The organism is Ruegeria arenilitoris (assembly GCF_013030265.1).
Taxonomy (GTDB): Bacteria; Pseudomonadota; Alphaproteobacteria; order Rhodobacterales; family Rhodobacteraceae; genus Ruegeria; species Ruegeria arenilitoris_E.
In genome coordinates, this window is sequence record NZ_WPZQ01000005.1 from 257,473 (window position 1) to 275,136 (window position 17,664).

At 56.0% G+C, this 17,664-nt stretch carries 9 protein-coding genes and 1 riboswitch; of the genes, 2 read left to right on the forward strand and 7 right to left on the reverse strand.

What is annotated here, in order from left to right; all coding sequences use genetic code 11:
• Window positions 1-342 precede the first annotated feature (342 nt).
• Window positions 343-1,386, forward strand: a complete 1,044-nt coding sequence (locus GOX61_RS10840; RefSeq protein WP_170333613.1) for a hypothetical protein — start codon at window positions 343-345, stop codon at window positions 1,384-1,386.
• An 86-nt stretch (window positions 1,387-1,472) separates the two neighbouring features.
• On the opposite strand, the gene GOX61_RS10845 is transcribed toward GOX61_RS10840, so the two are convergent.
• From GOX61_RS10845 to GOX61_RS10855, 3 genes are all read right to left on the reverse strand, one after another.
• Window positions 1,473-1,823 carry a nucleotidyltransferase family protein gene (locus tag GOX61_RS10845; RefSeq protein WP_170333615.1) on the reverse strand — a complete coding sequence of 117 codons (351 nt, stop codon included), beginning with the start codon at window positions 1,821-1,823 and terminating at the stop codon, window positions 1,473-1,475.
• A 113-nt stretch (window positions 1,824-1,936) separates the two neighbouring features.
• Window positions 1,937-3,727 (reverse strand): phosphomethylpyrimidine synthase ThiC, encoded by a 1,791-nt coding sequence (thiC, locus tag GOX61_RS10850; RefSeq protein ID WP_170333617.1) that lies wholly within the window; start codon window positions 3,725-3,727, stop codon window positions 1,937-1,939.
• A 109-nt stretch (window positions 3,728-3,836) separates the two neighbouring features.
• A riboswitch (TPP riboswitch) is annotated at window positions 3,837-3,956 on the reverse strand.
• A gap of 141 nt (window positions 3,957-4,097) precedes the next feature.
• Entirely contained in the window at window positions 4,098-9,470 is a 5,373-nt protein-coding gene (locus tag GOX61_RS10855; protein ID WP_170333618.1) for a hypothetical protein, read from the reverse strand.
• Window positions 9,471-9,742: 272 nt separating this feature from the next.
• Here GOX61_RS10855 and GOX61_RS10860 point away from each other — a divergent pair, with 272 nt between their 5' ends.
• Window positions 9,743-11,836 (forward strand): tetratricopeptide repeat-containing sulfotransferase family protein, encoded by a 2,094-nt coding sequence (locus GOX61_RS10860; RefSeq protein WP_170333620.1) that lies wholly within the window; start codon window positions 9,743-9,745, stop codon window positions 11,834-11,836.
• Window positions 11,837-12,040: 204 nt separating this feature from the next.
• Here the strand turns inward: GOX61_RS10860 and GOX61_RS10865 are convergent, their stop codons facing one another.
• Genes GOX61_RS10865 through GOX61_RS10880 form a run of 4 tightly spaced genes read right to left on the reverse strand, consistent with a single transcriptional unit; the run spans window position 12,041 to window position 17,657 of the window.
• Window positions 12,041-13,351, reverse strand: a complete 1,311-nt coding sequence (locus tag GOX61_RS10865; RefSeq protein WP_170333622.1) for an HlyD family type I secretion periplasmic adaptor subunit — start codon at window positions 13,349-13,351, stop codon at window positions 12,041-12,043.
• A complete protein-coding gene (locus GOX61_RS10870) occupies window positions 13,335-15,482 on the reverse strand; it encodes a type I secretion system permease/ATPase (RefSeq protein WP_170333624.1) in 2,148 nt (715 codons plus the stop codon). The genes GOX61_RS10865 and GOX61_RS10870 overlap by 17 nt, the downstream gene beginning before the upstream one ends.
• Window positions 15,479-16,822 (reverse strand): TolC family protein, encoded by a 1,344-nt coding sequence (locus GOX61_RS10875; protein ID WP_170333626.1) that lies wholly within the window; start codon window positions 16,820-16,822, stop codon window positions 15,479-15,481. The genes GOX61_RS10870 and GOX61_RS10875 overlap by 4 nt, the downstream gene beginning before the upstream one ends.
• Window positions 16,809-17,657 (reverse strand): SapC family protein, encoded by an 849-nt coding sequence (locus GOX61_RS10880; protein ID WP_367646958.1) that lies wholly within the window; start codon window positions 17,655-17,657, stop codon window positions 16,809-16,811. The genes GOX61_RS10875 and GOX61_RS10880 overlap by 14 nt, the downstream gene beginning before the upstream one ends.
• Window positions 17,658-17,664 lie beyond the last annotated feature (7 nt).

A 17,664-nucleotide genomic window follows, 5' to 3' on the forward strand; every position in this document is an offset into this window, starting at 1 on the left:
TCGCTCATGCAGCGCTGTATGCCTGATTGATACCACCCAACCTGCGGATTGATGAAAAGGTCCAATTTGAACTTAGAATTCTCATAGTCGGACACGAGCCTTAATTTCACCACCTTCTCGGATGAGAGAGAATCCAGAGCATCAGTTCGGATCTTATTTATGACAATGAATTCAATCGTTTTGGTCGCCGGCTTATTCGCAGTATTAGTGGGGTTACGGTCTCGCAATCCGCGGCCGATAGAAATCGACCTGATCGCGAACCCACAAACCCGGCAGGGGACCATTGGCCTGTATTTGTTGCGTGGGCCTTACACATTCATTGACCCCAGCGCGGACCCAACGATGTTGTTTAGTCTCCGCTACGGCGAAAGTCCGTTTACTTTGAAAACGATGGCTTGGGCACTTGGGCTATCCTCAGTCTTTGTGGTCAGTGCAATCTACTTGGGATGGGCGCTTTTTGATATCACAACCTACGGAGCGTGGAGCTTTTTCAACGATGACGTACCAGCGAACAAGCGTTGGTTTCAGGCAGCCATCAGCGTGCTGCCCATGTTTGCGTTTGTTGCGGCGGCAGTAGATCGGGACAAGCTGAGTGCCCGTTTCTTTGGGGGATCGGACACTTATTATGATCTGGCGTATCAGATCGGCTACGGTGTGTTTCTGATTGTGCATAGTCGAGTCTTCGAAAACACTGGGCTGTTTATGATGTCCGGTTTCCTGGTCACTTTGGTGCCGAACGAGCGCAAGATGGCCTTTGTGCTTGGTTTGGCTCTGTGTGCGGCATTTGTGCTGGGGTATCTGGGTAATCTGGGTGCGACCCACGGAGCGATGTTGATCTTCATCTTATTTATCGCCGTCAGTGCGTGGCTTGCGTTTGTCGCGATGGTCGAAATTCTCAGCGCGTTGCGATGGCATGATGCCGGTGATGTGGCCATCGTCGCCGGGCTGGTCTGCATTGCGGCGATCGGGCTTGTACTTGCGCTGATTATCCCGTTTCTGATGGTGTTCGTTCTCTATGCGATCATGGTTTTGACACCTGAGAGCGTAAGTAACGACTGGGTGAACCTGGTAGGTCCGTTCCGTGGGGGTGGTGTCCCGGCTGCCATTGTGCTGAGCATTGCCTGTATTCCGCCCCTCCTGCCAACGTTGTGGATCATGTGCCGTGGTCTGGGTACGCTGATTGCCAGAAACACCCCCATGATGTCTCGCTTCATTGCAGAACTTAAGGTGAGTGAAGGGCCCCTGAACCAATCAGGGTTTGACAATCTGATGCGCCCGTATCGCAATGCCAATGTGCTGGGTTTCGGAGTATCCACGGTAGCGACCTTTGCATTGCTGGCCGCTGCGTTGTGGATACTCAGCACCGTCTTTACAGTGACTGGCTGAAGCCCTTCGGGCTTCGCCAACCGTTTCGGCAGTCGCTGCACCAGTTTTCGAAGCTTTGCGGGTCAAGTCAGCCGCATACGCAACAACTAACCGGCCTCGTCTTCGAAGTACTGACGAAAAAAAACCGTGACGCCTTCGGATTTTATCGATCTTTCGATGGCCAGTCCTGCCCCCGGTGCAAACCACTCAAGCTGAACCCTGTGATTCAGCGCAGCTTCCAGATCTTCCACCCGGCGGTCATGCCAGTCCATATAGGCCATCTGAGCATAATGATGCGGGCTGGCCGGGAACACTTGTATTGCCAGATCAAAGTCGCTGTTTGCGGAATGCGTACCACGAGCCCGGCTGCCGAAGAGGATCACTTTTCGAATAATTGAATGCTGCTTTGCCCAATATTTTATGGCGTTGCTGTGTTGCTCGCTCAGTCCGTTAGTCACCGGTAAACCCTGTTTTTTGCCTGATGCGGTCTATTTAGGTGTTCAATGTAACATCTCCTAGGTCCGGATTTCAGACGGATGCGAGACCGGTTGGACCGGTCTCACCATATCGGTCAGTCTTCAACAGGCAGGTAAAGATCTCCACCTTCCCGGAACTTGGCGGCCATCGCCTCCATCCCCTCTTTCTGCGCCTCGGACCGAATGTCGTGGCTGATCCGCATCGAGCAAAATTTCGGCCCGCACATCGAACAGAAATGAGCGACTTTGTGCGCCTGTTTCGGCAGGGTCTGGTCGTGGAATTCGCGCGCGGTGTCGGGGTCGAGCGACAGGTTGAACTGATCTTCCCAACGGAATTCAAACCGGGCACGCGACAGGGCATCGTCACGGCGTTGCGCGCCTGGAAGTCCCTTTGCCAGATCCGCCGCATGAGCGGCGATCTTATAGGTAATGACGCCGGTTTTCACATCGTCCCGATCCGGTAGCCCCAGATGTTCCTTGGGCGTGACATAGCAGAGCATCGCGCAGCCAAACCAGCCAATCATCGCCGCACCAATGCCACTGGTGATGTGGTCATAACCGGGTGCGATATCGGTGGTCAGGGGCCCAAGCGTATAGAAAGGCGCTTCGTGGCAGCACTCCAGTTGCTTGTCCATGTTTTCCTTGATCTTGTGCATGGCCACATGGCCCGGGCCTTCGATCATTACCTGACAGTCCTTTGCCCAGGCGATCTTGGTCAGCTCTCCCAGCGTCTCAAGCTCGGCAAACTGTGCTTCATCATTGGCGTCGGCAATCGACCCCGGACGCAGGCCATCACCGAGGCTGAAAGACACATCATAGGCCCGACAGATGTCACAAATCTCATCGAAATGCTCATACAGGAAGCTTTCCTTGTGATGATGCAGGCACCACTTGGCCATGATCGATCCGCCGCGCGACACGATGCCCGTCACCCGGTTCACCGTCATTGGAACCATGTGCAAGCGCACGCCCGCATGGATGGTAAAGTAATCCACGCCCTGTTCCGCCTGCTCGATCAGCGTGTCACGGAACACCTCCCATGTCAGGTCCTCGGCGATACCGTTCACCTTCTCTAAGGCCTGATAGAGCGGCACGGTGCCGATCGGAACCGGGCTGTTGCGGATAATCCATTCACGGGTGTTGTGGATGTTGCGGCCGGTGGAAAGGTCCATGACCGTGTCGGCGCCCCAGCGGATCGACCAGACCATCTTGTCCACTTCCTCTTCCATCGAAGAGGTAACAGCCGAAGTGCCCATATTGGCGTTGATTTTGACCAGAAAGTTGCGCCCGATGATCATCGGTTCGCTTTCGGGGTGGTTGATATTGGCGGGGATGATCGCGCGACCTGCAGCGACCTCATCCCGAACAAACTCTGGGGTCACATAGTCCGGAATGTTGGCACCCCAATCATTGCCTTCGCGTTGCTCAGCCACCGCCTCGCGCAGTTGGTTCTCGCGGATGGCAATGAACTCCATCTCTGGTGTCACGATACCGGCGCGGGCGTAGGCGAGTTGCGTCACCGCCTTGCCATCTGTTGCGCGCAGAGGCCGCGGGCGCACCGGAAATTCGGGCGTCAGGCGGTCGCCTTCTACAAACCCGTTATCCTCGGGTTTGATCTCGCGCCCTTCATACTCCTCGACATCACCGCGCGCCTCAATCCATTTGCGGCGCAACGGGGTCAGGCCTCGTCGAATGTCAGTGATAATATTCGGGTCCGTGTAAGGGCCAGAGCTGTCATAGACCGGCAGCGGTGGCTCGCCAGCGGTGGGATGGACCGAAATCTCGCGCATCGGCACGCGGAGATCCGGATGCAGTGTGCCATTCACGTAGATCTTACGCGATGCAGGCAGTTCACCAGTGGTGATCTTGGGATTGGGGACATTCATGATGGTGCTCCTCAAGCAGTTCAACTCAAAAAGACACCAGATGAGTTTTGGCTTGGGGAAACGAGAGGGTGTACGGCCCCCTGTTCGGAGAACGCCTGCCCGGATCCGTGGCCTGCGCGCCCTAGCTTCCTACGCCAGTATCAACTGGGTCAGGTTCAAAGGGTCGCGTCGCCGGGCAATGCCCCGTCAGCCTCTCAGTCCCCTCGGTGGGACTCCCCTGCGTGACCTTTGGTTAGCTCAGGCACCTCGTCTGAGACAAGCCCTTATTCAGCCATGTTTCGATTTATATAAACACAGCGTTAGGTAGGAGGGCGCTGTCATCAGGAATTTGCCCCTGCGGCACCGGGCAGGTGCCGCAGAGATTTTTGTTTTAGAACGACCACTTAAGACCGGCGCGCAAGAACGGGCCCTGAGCATTGTCGCCGATCTCCTGTTCGGCCTTCAGCTCTAACAGCATGTCCTGAACCAGATCTTTCTCATAACCCACCGCGACGCTTGCACCGGTAAAATCTGTCGATGCAAAGATCACATTCTGAGTTGATGAGAAGACGGAGACATCAGCCTGCGAATCCCCCAGACCACGGCGCAGCACACCGCTTAGCTGGCCTGACAGAACTCCGCCATTGTTGAATTGCTTTTCAACTTCGGCACCCAACCGGGCTTCGATCACCTCGGTCGTGATGTCTCCGACAGTAGCATTCGCAACCGAGCCGGTTTCCGTGTAACCATCATCCTTCTGATTCGTATATCTGGCGTCAGCAAAACCGATCAGCCCGAAATTGTCGCTGACATCGAACGCGCGCTCAACACCGATATGTGCAGTCAGCAGTGTGCTGTCATAATCTGCCTTTGCATCGGCGCTGCCCGTGATCTGACGTGTTCGATCAGTCGAAAGCCAGCCGTAACCAAGACCGGCCTCAACCGTGAACGCGCCAAACTGGCGACCCACCGCTGCATCCAGATAGAAGCCGGTGGTGTCAAAGTCGGTCGTGCGGCTATCACCATCGGCCGTGAACACGCCCATACCAAAAGCCAGTGCAATGCCGTTTTCTGTCTGGCCAGAAAGTCCGGCACTGCCGTTGAACAGCTTCACATCGGTTTTGACGTCAGGATCATTCTCGAACTCGCGGTATTCTGCGTCGATCATTGCAAACGGGCGGAACCCACCGAAAGTTGCACCGGGTGCATTTCTGAACGAAACACCCTGTGTTACCTGCGGGGCCTGCTGGAACTGCAGCGCATTGCCGCTGCTGCCTACTACGCTGCCAAACATGGCGACGACATCGCCCGGCGTTGCAACGTCGGTCCCGTCAACGACAGCATATACCGGAGCTGCCCCACCTTCGTTCTGGACAAACCAGGCAGAGTCCTGATCCGAAATCTTGGTGGTGAATGTTCCCACAGTTGGTGCAGCGTCCTCAAAGCTGAAAACTTTGCTACCCCCTTGTGCGTCCAGATTCACATCGTGATCACCCACACGGATCCGGCCCGAGATGTTGTCTTTCGTATCTACGTTCAGGACACCTTTGCCGGTTCCCAGATAGATCGCATAAGCATCACCGCCGTCGGAAGTGGCCGAGATGGTTCCCACATCCGTAATCACGCCGTCAAAGTTCTCGAAATACAGACCATATGCGTTCGCAGCAGGACCACCCGTTGCGCTTGCCGTGATAGATCCGGTGTTTGAGAACGTGCCTTGCATATTCTCGACCCAGATACCTGCGGCCAGCGCTTCGGCATCGTCAGTGCCGTTCGCTATTGCTGCAGCGGCGCTGATGGTGCCTGTGTTGGAGATGTCTGCGGTGACTTCATCATAGAGCAGGATCGACTGCGCCCTGACATTCTTGGCACCTTCGGCCCGAACCATGATGCTGCCGGTGTTCGCAACGCGACCCCCGGTGTTACCACGCACATAGACGCCACGCGCGGTAGCATCATCTGCACCTGAAACACTGGTGGTTCTGATGGTGCCAGAGTTCGAGAGCGTGCTGTCAAAGCCGTCCCTGATCTGGATGGCGCCTGCATAAGCTGACGCACTTGTTTCACCCTTGGCTGAAACAGTGATGGAGCCGCTGTTGGTGATGTCGCCCGCGACATCGTCCCCGACATAGAGACCATATCCTTCGGCCTCGTCCGTGGCATCCGTGGAGGTCACGTTGATCGAACCCGCATTGGTGAAGCTGCCCGCTAACGCGTTGCTGATATAGACACCGCCTGCTGTTGCAGAGGTTTCACCATCGGCCTTAACCGTGATTGCTCCGCTGTTCGAAACGTTGCCGTCTACTCCGCTCGCGTAGATGCCATACGCTTGCGCTTCAGAGCCAAGACCCTGCGCCTGCGCTGATATCGTGCCGCTGTTTGCGATGTTCCCACTTACAAGCGCACCGGCATAGAAACCGGCTGCCGAAGCAAAAGAATCGGGTGCAGTTGCCTGTGCCGAGATCGTGCCGGTATTGGTAAAGTCACCATCCAGCGTTGAGGATGAGTAGATGCCATATGCATAGGCCTGGGATTCATCGGCGATCGCCTGCACGGTTATGACGCCGTTGTTGATCGCATTGCCTTCGAACCCACCACTGACATACAGGCCATAGGCTTCGGCCGAGGATGTTTCGTCCTGTGCAAAGGCATTGACGGAGCCGGAATTGAAGAAGTCTCCGGTAAGTCCGTTGCGGATATAGAATCCATAGACGGTCGCAGATGAGTAACCCTCTCCTCGGGCGCTCACCGAGCCGGTGTTGACGATATTGCCGGTCATCCCGCCTCTGACATACAGGCCGTAGGCTTCTGCTTCTTCCGTTTCGTCAGTCGCGACTGCGCTGATTGAACCGGAATTCACAAAGTTACCTTCAAGGCCATTGCGGATGTATATACCTGCGACGGTTGCTGAAGAATTCCCCTCACCTCGGACCGAGATGGTGCCGGTGTTGATGATATCACCATCCATTTCGCCGCTGACATACAGACCATAGGCATAAGCCTCATCCGTCTGGTCGATGGCGACGGCACTGATCGTTCCGCTGTTGCGGAAGGTTCCGTTGAAATCGCCGCTGATTTCAAAGGCTGTCGCAGTGACCGAGGAATAACCCTCGCCACGAATGTCGACAGTGCCAGTGTTGATGATGTTTCCGGTCATGCCATTGCGAACTTGAAGTCCAAAAGCCTCGACTTCATCATCCACGACATCGCGTGCATGCACCGTAATCGTTCCGGTGTTGACGAAATCGCCTGTCAGCCCATCGCGTATATCGAATGCGATCGCCGTAGCTGACGATACCCCATCCGCACGAATGTTGACGTTGCCGGAGTTGAAGATGCTTCCGGTCATTGCGCCGCCAACATACAACCCGGTGGCGACGCCCTCGTCATCGCTCGAGTTGGCCGAGACAGAGATGGAGCCCTGGTTTACGAAGTTGCCATCAAGATCTTCACCAATGTAGAAGCCTGCGGCATTTGCCTCGGTCACTGCATCGTGACGCACTGCGACGGAACCAGTGTTGATGACATCGCTCGAGACGCCGCCGTCTACGAAGACGCCGCTCGCATCCGGTGGGACAACTGCAAATGGTGGTGGAGGGGGAACAGGTCGTGACCGAGCAGCGGCGCTAACCGATCTTACGTCGATGGTGCCCGAATTAAAGAAAGCTCCGTCCAGCCCCTCGCCGAAATGGAAACCGCGGGCAGAGGCAGAGGTCTGTCCCAACGCGCGCACAACCACCGAACCGCTGTTGCCGACATTCCCTGTCACATCGCCGCCACTGTAGAATCCGGCAGCAGATGCAAAGTCAGCGGTTTCCGTCGCCTGTGAAATCAGTGCGCCGGTGTTGACGAAATCGCCATTCACATCGGAGGATGAGTATATGCCATACGCATAAGCTCCATCCTCTTCGGCAAATGCCGTAGCCGAGATCGTCCCGCTGTTGGTGACGTTACCGTCCACGCCGCTTGAGACATACAGGCCATACGCCTCGGCGGAATCGGTCTGATCTGTGGCAATAGCGGTCACTGAACCGGAATTATTGAAATCACCGGTCAGGCCGCTTGTGATGTAAAAGCCGGCAATGGTCGCAGAAGAGTACGCATGTCCGATCGCCTGAACCGATCCGGAGTTGACGATATTGCCAGTCATGCCGCCGCTGACATACAGGCCATAGGCTTCAGCTTCTTCGGTTTCATCAGTCGCAATGGCAGTGATCGATCCGGTGTTGTGAAAGTTGCCTTCCAGTCCACCGCGAATCTCGAATCCTGCGACTGTCGCCGATGAGTAGCCGTCGCCCCGGACAGCAATGGTGCCGCTGTTAAAGATATCGCCATCCATGCCACCACGCACGGTCAGGGCATAGGCCTCGGCTTCGTCATCAGTGGTGTCTGTGGCGTTAACGGTTACAGTCCCGGTGTTGACGAAGTTACCGGTCAGGCCACCACGGATATCAAAGGCTGCTGCTGTCGCCGAAGAAACGCCCTCGGCCCGAATATCGATGCTGCCCCCGTTGACGATGTTACCGGTCATGGCTCCGCTCACGTAGAGACCATTGGCAACGCCTTCGTCGTCGGTTGAGTTCGAGACAACCGAGATAGAGCCGGTGTTGGAAAAGCTGCCATCGAAATCGCCGGACAGATAGACGGCGGCGGCGGTGGCCGATGAGCTTGCGTTGGCGCGAACGTTGATTGAACCGCTGTTCACCACGTTTCCGGTCGTATCGCCTTCTACATACAGTCCTGCGGCATCAGCTTCGCCAGACGTCGCAGTCGCCGTTGCCGTAATCGTTCCGGTATTGTTGAAGCTTCCGTTCAGATCGCTTTCCAGGTGGTAGGCCCAGGCCGTGGCCGTCGTCTGCCCGGTTGCAACTGCCTGCACGTTGCCATTGTTGATCAAGTTGCCGTTGGCGTTGCCCTGAATTTCAACGGCAATAGCCTCGGCATTGGTGCCGTTGTTGGTCGCGGTGGCCTGCAGCGTGCCCGAGTTGTTGACATCGCCATTCAGCGCCCCGGTAATCAGGATCGTGCGGGCTTCGAGGGTCGAGCCGTTTTCAGCAGTGGCGCTGATCGTGCCGCTGTTGTCGATATTCGTGCCGACATCGCCGACGAACACAAGCCCAAGTGCAGAAACATCGCTGGTTCCAGCTGCGCTTGCGGTGGCTGAAATTGTGCCCGAGTTGAAAACTGAACCTGTCGACTCAACACCGTTTGTGAACAACGCGCCAAGTGCGCTTGCGCTTCCACTGCTCGTGGCCTGTGCATTCGCAGTGACGGTGCCGGTGTTCACAAATGCACCGTTATAGTCTCCGCCCATCAGGAAACCAAATGCCGCCCCATAGGTGCTGCTGCCGGCGTTGATAGCTATCGTGCCATTGTTGATGATCTCACCGGTCGCGCTGAGATCCCCGTCCAGAAGTACACCGAATCCGGTGGCGCTGGCCGAAGAGGGGCCCGAAATTGTGCCGTTGTTGATCGCTGTGCTGGAATAGTCCGTATCAATGAGAACGGCCGGACCGCCGCTGGTGGTCAGGTTGACCGCTCCGGTTGCCGTAATTGTGGTATCCACATCGGTGGAAACAACTGCTCGGGTGTTTTGTGTCGTCGAAATGACCTGCGATTGCGCAGTTCCAACCGACAATGCCACAACAGAAGCCGAAACAAGGAACAGCGACGGCGCAACACTCGCCACTTGCCCTTTCCATTTCACAATACGACCCCCGCGCGCCACACGAGTGTGTGGGCGCTTTATTGCGCTACTCTTCATTTTCCGAAAACCCCCTCGGAATTTTATTTGTTTACTATAGGTAAATTAGCTAGCTAGCTGCGAAGCTGGGCACAAATGTGACTTTTGTATAAACCTTTCAAATATTTTGCGGTATTGCACATACCACACACTACATATCGTTTTGATACTTGGTGTTATCCGGAAAATCTGGCCAATAGACTGGGCTATAAGAATGCTCTACGAGTAGCTGGTCGATCCAAAAAACATGCGCTTTTGCAGGTCAAAAACGCTGCAGGAATGAGGTAACACTAATGGCAAGGCAGCAACAGCTTTCGGTGCAGGATGCGTTCTCACAGGGCATGTCTCACTATGAAAAGGGACATCTCAAACCTGCTGTGGGTCTGTTCTCCGAGATCGTTCGCGCGGCACCACAATTTGCACCGGCGCATCACATGCTGGGATTGATCGCATTTCAAACCGGCCAGCTTGATCCCGCCGTCAAAGCGCTTGGTGAGGCCGTGCGTTTGCAGCCTGAGAATGGAAACTTCCTGACGAACTTCACCGAAGTACTGCGCGGTGCCGGTCAATTGGATCAGGCACGAGAGATTGGAGAGCGCGCGGCGCGAATCGTACCCGGCAGCGCCGCGGCACATTCGAATCTCGGTTTGGTCTACTATGATCAGGGCCATCTTGATCAGGCAGAAGCGTCTCAGGAACGTGCGCTGGCTTTGGCCCCTGAATTCGACCGCGCGATCAACAATCTGGGAAGCATCGCGCGCGACAACGGTGATCGGGATAAGGCGGCACTGCTGTATCAAAAGGCGCTGAGGATCAATCCGTCATCTGCCGAGACGGCCAACAATCTCATCTCGGTGCTGATTGAGGTGGAAAAACTGTCCGAGGCCCGCAGCGTTGCGGAAAACCGGTTGGAGCAGACACCGCGTGACGCCGAGCTGCACCGGAATTTCGGACGGTTGTTCATGCTCGAAAACGATCTGGACAAGGCAGAGAATGCGTTTCGAAACGCCATTTCACTGGATGGGAACAAAGCCGACAGCTTTGTTGGTCTGTCGCAGGTTCTGTTTGAGAAGAACCATCCAAAGCTTGCCCTTATCGAAGCCGAGCAGGCACTGCGCTTGGATGAAAACAGTGCAACGGCGTGTCATCAGGCAGCGATGGCCAAGGCTCATTTGGGCGATGTCGCGGGCGCGACAGCTTTGTATGAACGCGCCATGGAGCTGAAGCCGGATCTGACTGCAAGCCGGCTTGCATTGGGCCATCTGGCTATCGAACAGGGCGATTTTGAGATTGCGCGTCAGCATTTCGAGACCGCGGCAGAATCGGCTGATGATAAGCTTAGCGCTCTGATCGCTTTGGCGCGGCTGGAAAAAGTCACCGAAGAAAGTCCCGTATTCCAGCAGCTGGAAGCCGTCCTGCCGGACGCTGCGGATATGCTGCCGCAAAAGGCGGTCGCCTATCGTTATGCAATGGGTGACTGCTATGAAAAGCTGGGGCGTTATGATGAAGCTTTTGAGAATTACGAGAAAGGGGCGCGGATCAAGCGCTCGCTTGTTGCCTACGACCCATCAGAAACCGATGAACTGACGGATGACCTGATCGCCACGTTTGACCAGTCCATGATTGAACGTTTGCGCGGCAACTCCATTTCAAGTGAAAAGCCGATCTTTGTGGTTGGCATGCCGCGTTCGGGCACAACGTTGACCGAGTCAATTCTGGATGCACATCCCGAGGTGGTCGGCGCCGGGGAACTGAACGACCTGCAGAACCTTTTTGGGCGTCTGGATGATGGGGCATCGAACGTGCCGCGATCTGTACGCTCAGTCACTGATGAGACCCTGATCCGCCGCGCTGAAGACTATGTGGATGCTTTGTCTCTTCATGCGCCGGGTGCTGGTCACGTCGTTGATAAAATGCCTGCGAATTTTCAGTTGATCGGTCTGATCCATGGGATCATGCCCAACGCAAAGATCATCCATATCGATCGCGATCCGTTGGACATATGTCTGTCCTGCTATACCCGCCTTTTCGAGCGCAGCCAGTTGCACAGCTACGATCAGGAAGAGCTTGGACGGTATTACAACAACTACGTGCGTCTTATGAACCACTGGCACGCGACATTGCCCAAAGGCGCTTTTCACAGCATCCGCTATGAGGAGCTGGTGGACGATATCGACAGCGTGGCACGCGGGATCATCGACTATTGCGGGCTGGAGTGGACCGATGCCTGCCTTGAGTTCTACTCGGGCAAGCGACGTGTAAGAACCGCCAGTGTGCAACAGGTGCGCCAGCCGCTCTACTCTTCGTCCAAGGCCAAGTGGCGTCGGTATGAACGCCATTTGCAGCCCCTGATCGATACGATAGGTGACCGTCGGATTGTATCTTGACCCGCATGCTCAAACCATCTCCGGCGGTTCAGAAGCAAATAGTTTGACCGTGGTGATCTTTTGTCATGGGGTCAAAAGAACTAACAGCACCAGCCCGGGCTACCTTAGGTGCACAAGGACTAATCATCCGACCCGCACCTGTGTTTTGAACCCGCTACTAGCGAAGTACAACTGCTCGGTCAGAACCCCAATCCGCGCTGGTTTTTATTCACGCAGGGCCTGGTCCTTGATCTTCAATACGGGTTGAATCAGGTAATCCATCACGGATTTGCGCCCCGACAGGATGTCGACCTCGGCGATCATTCCCGGAATGATTTCGACTGCTACACCTCCTGCATCCAGAATTGCGTTTCTGGTCCGTATTTCGACGACAAAAACCTCTTCATCATTCCGTTCGGATCGGGTGATCGTATCTGCGCCGATGCGGACGATTTCTCCATTCAGGCCACCATATCTCGCATAATCATAGGCCGTGATCTTGACCTTGACCCGTTGTCCTGCGTGCAAAAACGCGATGTCGCTAGGTCTGACATAGGCTTCGACCAGCAAGGTGTCGTCCAGTGGTACGATCTCGATCAGCTCTTCGCCGCCGCGCGCCAAGCCGCCAAGTGTCGTGCGGTGTATTCGATTGACAACACCTTTGACCGGAGCACGAACCTGAGCCCGGGAAGCACGATTGCGAAGCGCGGGCAGGGTGGGTTTCAAAGCCGCCAATTCAGCGGTGACCAGAGCCAGATCGGTTAAAGCCGCGCTGCGAAACCTGCTGCGCGCTGCTGCAATCTTGTCATCAACTTCAACCAGGCCAGTTTCCAGTCGGCTGACCACGGCCTTGGCCCTGATTTTGCGTCCCTGCCATTCCGCCTCGCTTCGGCGTAACGCCAGTAAAGTTGTGGCCGGTTCCATACGGCGTTGCACAAGCGGGGCCATCATCGCGCGCTCCTCGGCAAGAACCTTTAGGGTCTCATCTGCTGTAACCTGATCCACCAACCCCTCTTCGTACTCGCGCTGCCGTTGCTGACGCTGTCGTTCCAGAATGGCTATCTCAGCCAGCAATTCGGCTTGTCGACCCTGAAATAATGCAGTTTCCGAACGAACCACCTCTGGGGCCTCGTTGATCAGGATGTTGTCAAATTGCAGCTCGGTCCCGTTTATCTCGGCCGAAAGCCGTTGTGCTCGAGCCATCAGGCCAAAAGCGCGCTGCTGTTCCCGCCCCAACTCACCGTCGATCTGGGTGGTATCGAACTCCATCAACAGCGTGCCCTTGTCGACCATCTGCCCTTCGCGGACGTGCACCTGTTGCAGCACGCCCGGTTCTGTTGCCTCGATCAGTTGTATGTCAGCCGAGGGAACAACGCGCCCGTCTGCCCTGACCACATCATCCAGTTCGGTGTGATAGGCCCACAGCCCGGCTGCGATGAGGCATGACAAGATAACCAACAATAGCAGCGATCCACGTAAAGAAGAGCGCCCGCGCATCTCCCGCGCGAGGGTGTCGAGATCAGGATGCCGCGACATTCAGATGCCTCCGCTTTTTGGGGGCATGCTGAGTCAACAGGCTCTTTGGCCCGTCTGCTCCGACCTTGCCGTCTTCGATCACTATGACCCGATCAACCAGTTCCAACAGGCTGGTGCGATGCGTGACCACCACCATAGTTGAATCCTGTGTTGCCTCTTTTAGTCTTCGGATGATTTCGGCTTCGTTTTTGACGTCCATTGCGCTGGTGGGTTCATCAAACAGCAAAACAGGCGGTCGCCCGATCAGCGCCCGTGCCAGTGCGATGGCCTGACGCTGACCGCCCGACAGGCCTTCGCCACGTTCGGCCAACCTGAGGTCGTATCCATTCGGGTGTCTGGCAATGAAATCTTCTACTCCGGAAATCCGCCCGGCACAGATCAGATCCTCGTCCCGTGGTCGAATGGCGCCGCTGGTGATGTTTTCGCGAACAGTGCCCGAGAACAGCCAGATATCCTGTAATACAGATCCGACGTTACGGCGTAGATCTCCCGGATCAATCTGACGGAGGTCCAACCCGTCCAGCATCACCGATCCGACACGGGGCTGGTAAAGACCCAGCAGCAAGCGTGCGACAGTGCTTTTTCCCGATCCGATCTGACCAAGGATCGCAACCTTTTCGCCAGGATTGATGGAGAAACTCACACCTTTCAGCGCATCCTCATCCTGATTGGGATAGGCAAAGTGGACATTGTTGAATGTGACGCGCCCGTCAAATCGGGGGCGACTAATCCAACTGCGTCCCTCTGGGCGTTCGCTTTCAGCTTGCATCAACGCATTCAGATTTCGAAACGCGCTCCGGGCCTGATTGACGCGGGTCAACGTCTGCGCCAGCTGGCCGAGTGGTGCCAATGCGCGTCCGGTGAGCATAACCGACGCGACCAGGGCCCCCATGCTGGCCTGGCCATCCGAGATCAGGAAAACGCCGTAGAATACGATCAGCACTTGTGCCGCCTGTTGTGTAAAACCTGTCAGATTGAGAGCCAGCTGCGTAACCGCACGGCTGCGCATTCCATGCTCTGACTGGCGGGCGACGGCCTCCTCCCAACGCGAGCGCATCTGTCGTCCTGCGGCCGTCGTCTTGATGGTTTCCAGACCTGTCACGGCTTCGACCAAGACAGACTGTTTGGACTGACCGTCCGAGAAGCTTTGTTCTGCAAGGCGAGAGAGTAGCGGTTGAACCGCCAACCCCGTCAACAGCACGATTGGCACCGCCAAGGCGGGTATCAGTGCAAGCGATCCGCCGATCATGTAGATGGTGAAGACAAACAATCCGATGAATGGCAGATCAACAACCGCAACCAGTGTCGCCGAGGTGAAGAATTCTCTCAGCGTTTCGAACTCGCGCACGGTACTTGTCATTGCTCCGGTTGATCCGGTGCGTGATTTCATTTTGATGTTCAGTAACTGGTCGAATATGCGGCGGCCCATGAATTTGTCCGCGTTTTGCCCGGCGCGATCAATAAATCCTGCCCGCAATATCTTCAGAATAAAGTCGAATAGCAGCGCCAGGCAAACACCCATTGTCAGGGCAATCAGCGACTCCGTTGCCTCGTTTGGCAAGACCCGGTCGTATACGATCATGATAAAGACCGAAGTCGACAAGCCCAGTATGTTCGTTAAAGCTGCTGCCAACGCAACCTGAGTGTAAGACCAGCGATTTGCCGCAAGGGCTGACCAGAACCAATGCCCCGTTGGTTTGACCTTTCCCTCGGCAATCTCTTCGCGATGTTCCCGGCGAAACAGGATGGCATAGCCTGTGTAAATTTCACCAAAGCTGCTCTCTGAGACTGCGCCAACGCCTTCGCCAAGGGTTGGATCGTAGATCAGAAGATCGTTGTTTTCTGCACGCCCGCGATAGACAACTGCTTTGTTTCCTTCCATCAGCAGGATTGCAGGAGCCAGGCTACCATCGAATTCCTTGAGTTTGCGGGTCCCAAAACCCGCCTGCATTCCGGCCTGCTGCGCAACGGTAATCACGTCCCGGTGGGTCAGTGCACCCGACGGGTTGGAATGCGCAGCGTACAGAGCAGCCTTCGTCAATGGGCGTTGCAGCGTGGTGGCAACGTGCAACACACACGCTTCCAGCGAGGAGAGGGTGTCGAGGCCGGACGGGGTACCGTTTTCGGTCATTGCAAGCCATCCCAATTTGTAAGCTTGATCCCCAGCAGATCCACGATGTCACCGGTCAGACCAAGTGCGGCGTAGTTGGTGAGAAAAAAATTCTGTTCGGCTAAAATCAAACGTTCCTGTGCATTCACATAGTCGCGCTGAGCATCCAGTATTTCGATCAGACTGCTGCGGCCGATCGTAAATTGTTCTTGCGTAGCGGCGACACTGTCGGCGTTGGCTCGAACAGCAATCCGGGCCTCGCGCAGGCGCTGCGCTCCGGCTTGTTGGTCAGAGCGAATGAAGTCGAGTTCTCTTGTGATTTCACGGATCAGAGTCTCGCGTGCGAACTCAGCCTCTTTAACCTGCGCCTCAGCTGCAGCGATAGCGGCACGGCGTTTGCCCGTGCTATCCAGTTCGTAGTTGACCGAGAGGTCCACGCCAAAATTGGCATCCCGATTAACGTCCTGATCAGCAAAGGCTGAAACACGGATATCTGGTTGGCGACGGGCCAGTGCAGCTGCTCTCTCAGCTTTCGCGGCCGCCAGCGTGGCGTCGGCCCGCCTGATCTGAGGACTGTCGAGCACGATCTGCAGATCGCTGCGGGACAGATTCGGAGCGGGGACGGGCGCTGTGAGACTGCCTGGCGGAGCGCCAAAAACTTCGAGAAACCGTGCGTTTGCGCGATCCGAGCGGGCTCTGGCATCAGCAAAGCGGGTGCGGGCATCCGCGACACGTGAGCGTGCGGTTAAAACATCTGCGTTTGATCCTGCGCCACTGGCTGTCCGATCGGCAATCTGTTGTTCGATTGTTTCATGCACTTCGACATTGCGGCGCGAGATTTCTACGATTTCTCGTCGGTTTAGTACCAGAACGTATGTCTCGATCGCCGCCAGTGCAGTGGCGGAAGCGGTCTGTAGTTGATCGCCCCGGCTTTCCAGAACACGTGCCCGCGCTGCAGTCAGGTTGCCTGCGGCCGCACCCCCATCATAAACAAGCTGTGACACGCGCAGATAAGGCGTTGTATCGGCAATATCCGAGTCCACGCGTTGTGAGCGTGCGTTGAGACCCAGAGAAACTTCTGGCAGGAATGCCCCTTTTGCAGCGTCACGCCCGGCCTTTGCCGCCTCAAGCCTTGTATTGCTCTGCGCCAGTGTTGGACTGGTCTGAACCGCGTCCCGCACGCGTTTGCCAAATGTACTTTGGGTAAGAGCAGCCGAAGGTTGGGTTGCCCCAGCCCCTGCTGAGCCTGCGGAGAAGGACATCTCGACCGGGACCAGATCCGGAATCGGCTCACAGGCCGATATCAGAGTGGCAGGGATCAGAATGGTCAGAACCTTCCAGAGTTTTTTAGTAATCTGCATGGATGCCCTCCAACTGCTGGGCGCTTGCCATGGCGCACAGGAACCCGTTCAGTTCCGGACTTTCGGCATCTGGTGATCGATGCAGTTGTTTTTGCTGTGCTTTGAACACCCATGCACAATGCGAGAGGGAGACCTGATGTGCGTGGATCAGTCCCAGGGCGTTGTTGTTCATGAGAAGCAGTTTGTGCGGCTGCGAAAGTGCTTCCATCCGCGCAAAGTCGATCCCAAGCCACTCCGGCTCAAGATCGATCCCATCGTGATGTAGCAACGGCTTAAAGAGGTCCATTTTATCAATGATGTCGCACATTCGACGTGTCGCGGCGTTGGCGGTTGTGTGGCTTTGGAAAAAGGCGCAGACCGCGCAGAGGTCAGGTGTCAGGGTTCCATCAGTCGTAAAGAATGGTTCGTCCCGAATATCATCGGTCACCAGTCCTGACGCCTCGTCCACCAGCAGGCGGAACGGCTGGTTGGTATTTGGTGGGGTGTCGGTCAATGGCTCTGCGCTGAAAGGATAGCAGCGCAATATCGACGGGACATAGCTTGCCAGCCAGCGTCCTTGCGTGGAAACGAATGGCACCGGTCCGGCAGTCAGCGAGAATACCGCAAAGGGTCGGATGCCGGATCTGGTCTTGCGAAACATGATCGGGAACGCCGCGGCGATCTGACAAAGCTCTGTGTGAATGACAGGACATTCTGAGAGCTCACGCGCGAAACCGTACGAGGTGAAACGTTGCCAATAGCGAGCCTGGTGTCGGTCGCGGCTTACAGGAAAAAGACCATTCTGAGTCATGCGCCCCCCGGGAGGTTGATTGTGCGATGCCCGGACATCGGGCATCGCGGTT

What these genes read in the sequence shown, in the direction of transcription:
- GOX61_RS10840 (WP_170333613.1), top strand. Translation starts at nt 343, where the DNA reads ATGTTGTTTAGTCTCCGCTACGGCGAAAGTCCGTTTACTTTGAAAACG.
- thiC (WP_170333617.1), bottom strand. Translation starts at nt 3,727, where the DNA reads ATGAATGTCCCCAATCCCAAGATCACCACTGGTGAACTGCCTGCATCG.
- GOX61_RS10855 (WP_170333618.1), bottom strand. Translation starts at nt 9,470, where the DNA reads ATGAAGAGTAGCGCAATAAAGCGCCCACACACTCGTGTGGCGCGCGGG.
- GOX61_RS10860 (WP_170333620.1), top strand. Translation starts at nt 9,743, where the DNA reads ATGGCAAGGCAGCAACAGCTTTCGGTGCAGGATGCGTTCTCACAGGGC.
- GOX61_RS10865 (WP_170333622.1), bottom strand. Translation starts at nt 13,351, where the DNA reads ATGTCGCGGCATCCTGATCTCGACACCCTCGCGCGGGAGATGCGCGGG.
- GOX61_RS10870 (WP_170333624.1), bottom strand. Translation starts at nt 15,482, where the DNA reads ATGACCGAAAACGGTACCCCGTCCGGCCTCGACACCCTCTCCTCGCTG.
- GOX61_RS10875 (WP_170333626.1), bottom strand. Translation starts at nt 16,822, where the DNA reads ATGCAGATTACTAAAAAACTCTGGAAGGTTCTGACCATTCTGATCCCT.
- GOX61_RS10880 (WP_367646958.1), bottom strand. Translation starts at nt 17,657, where the DNA reads ATGCCCGATGTCCGGGCATCGCACAATCAACCTCCCGGGGGGCGCATG.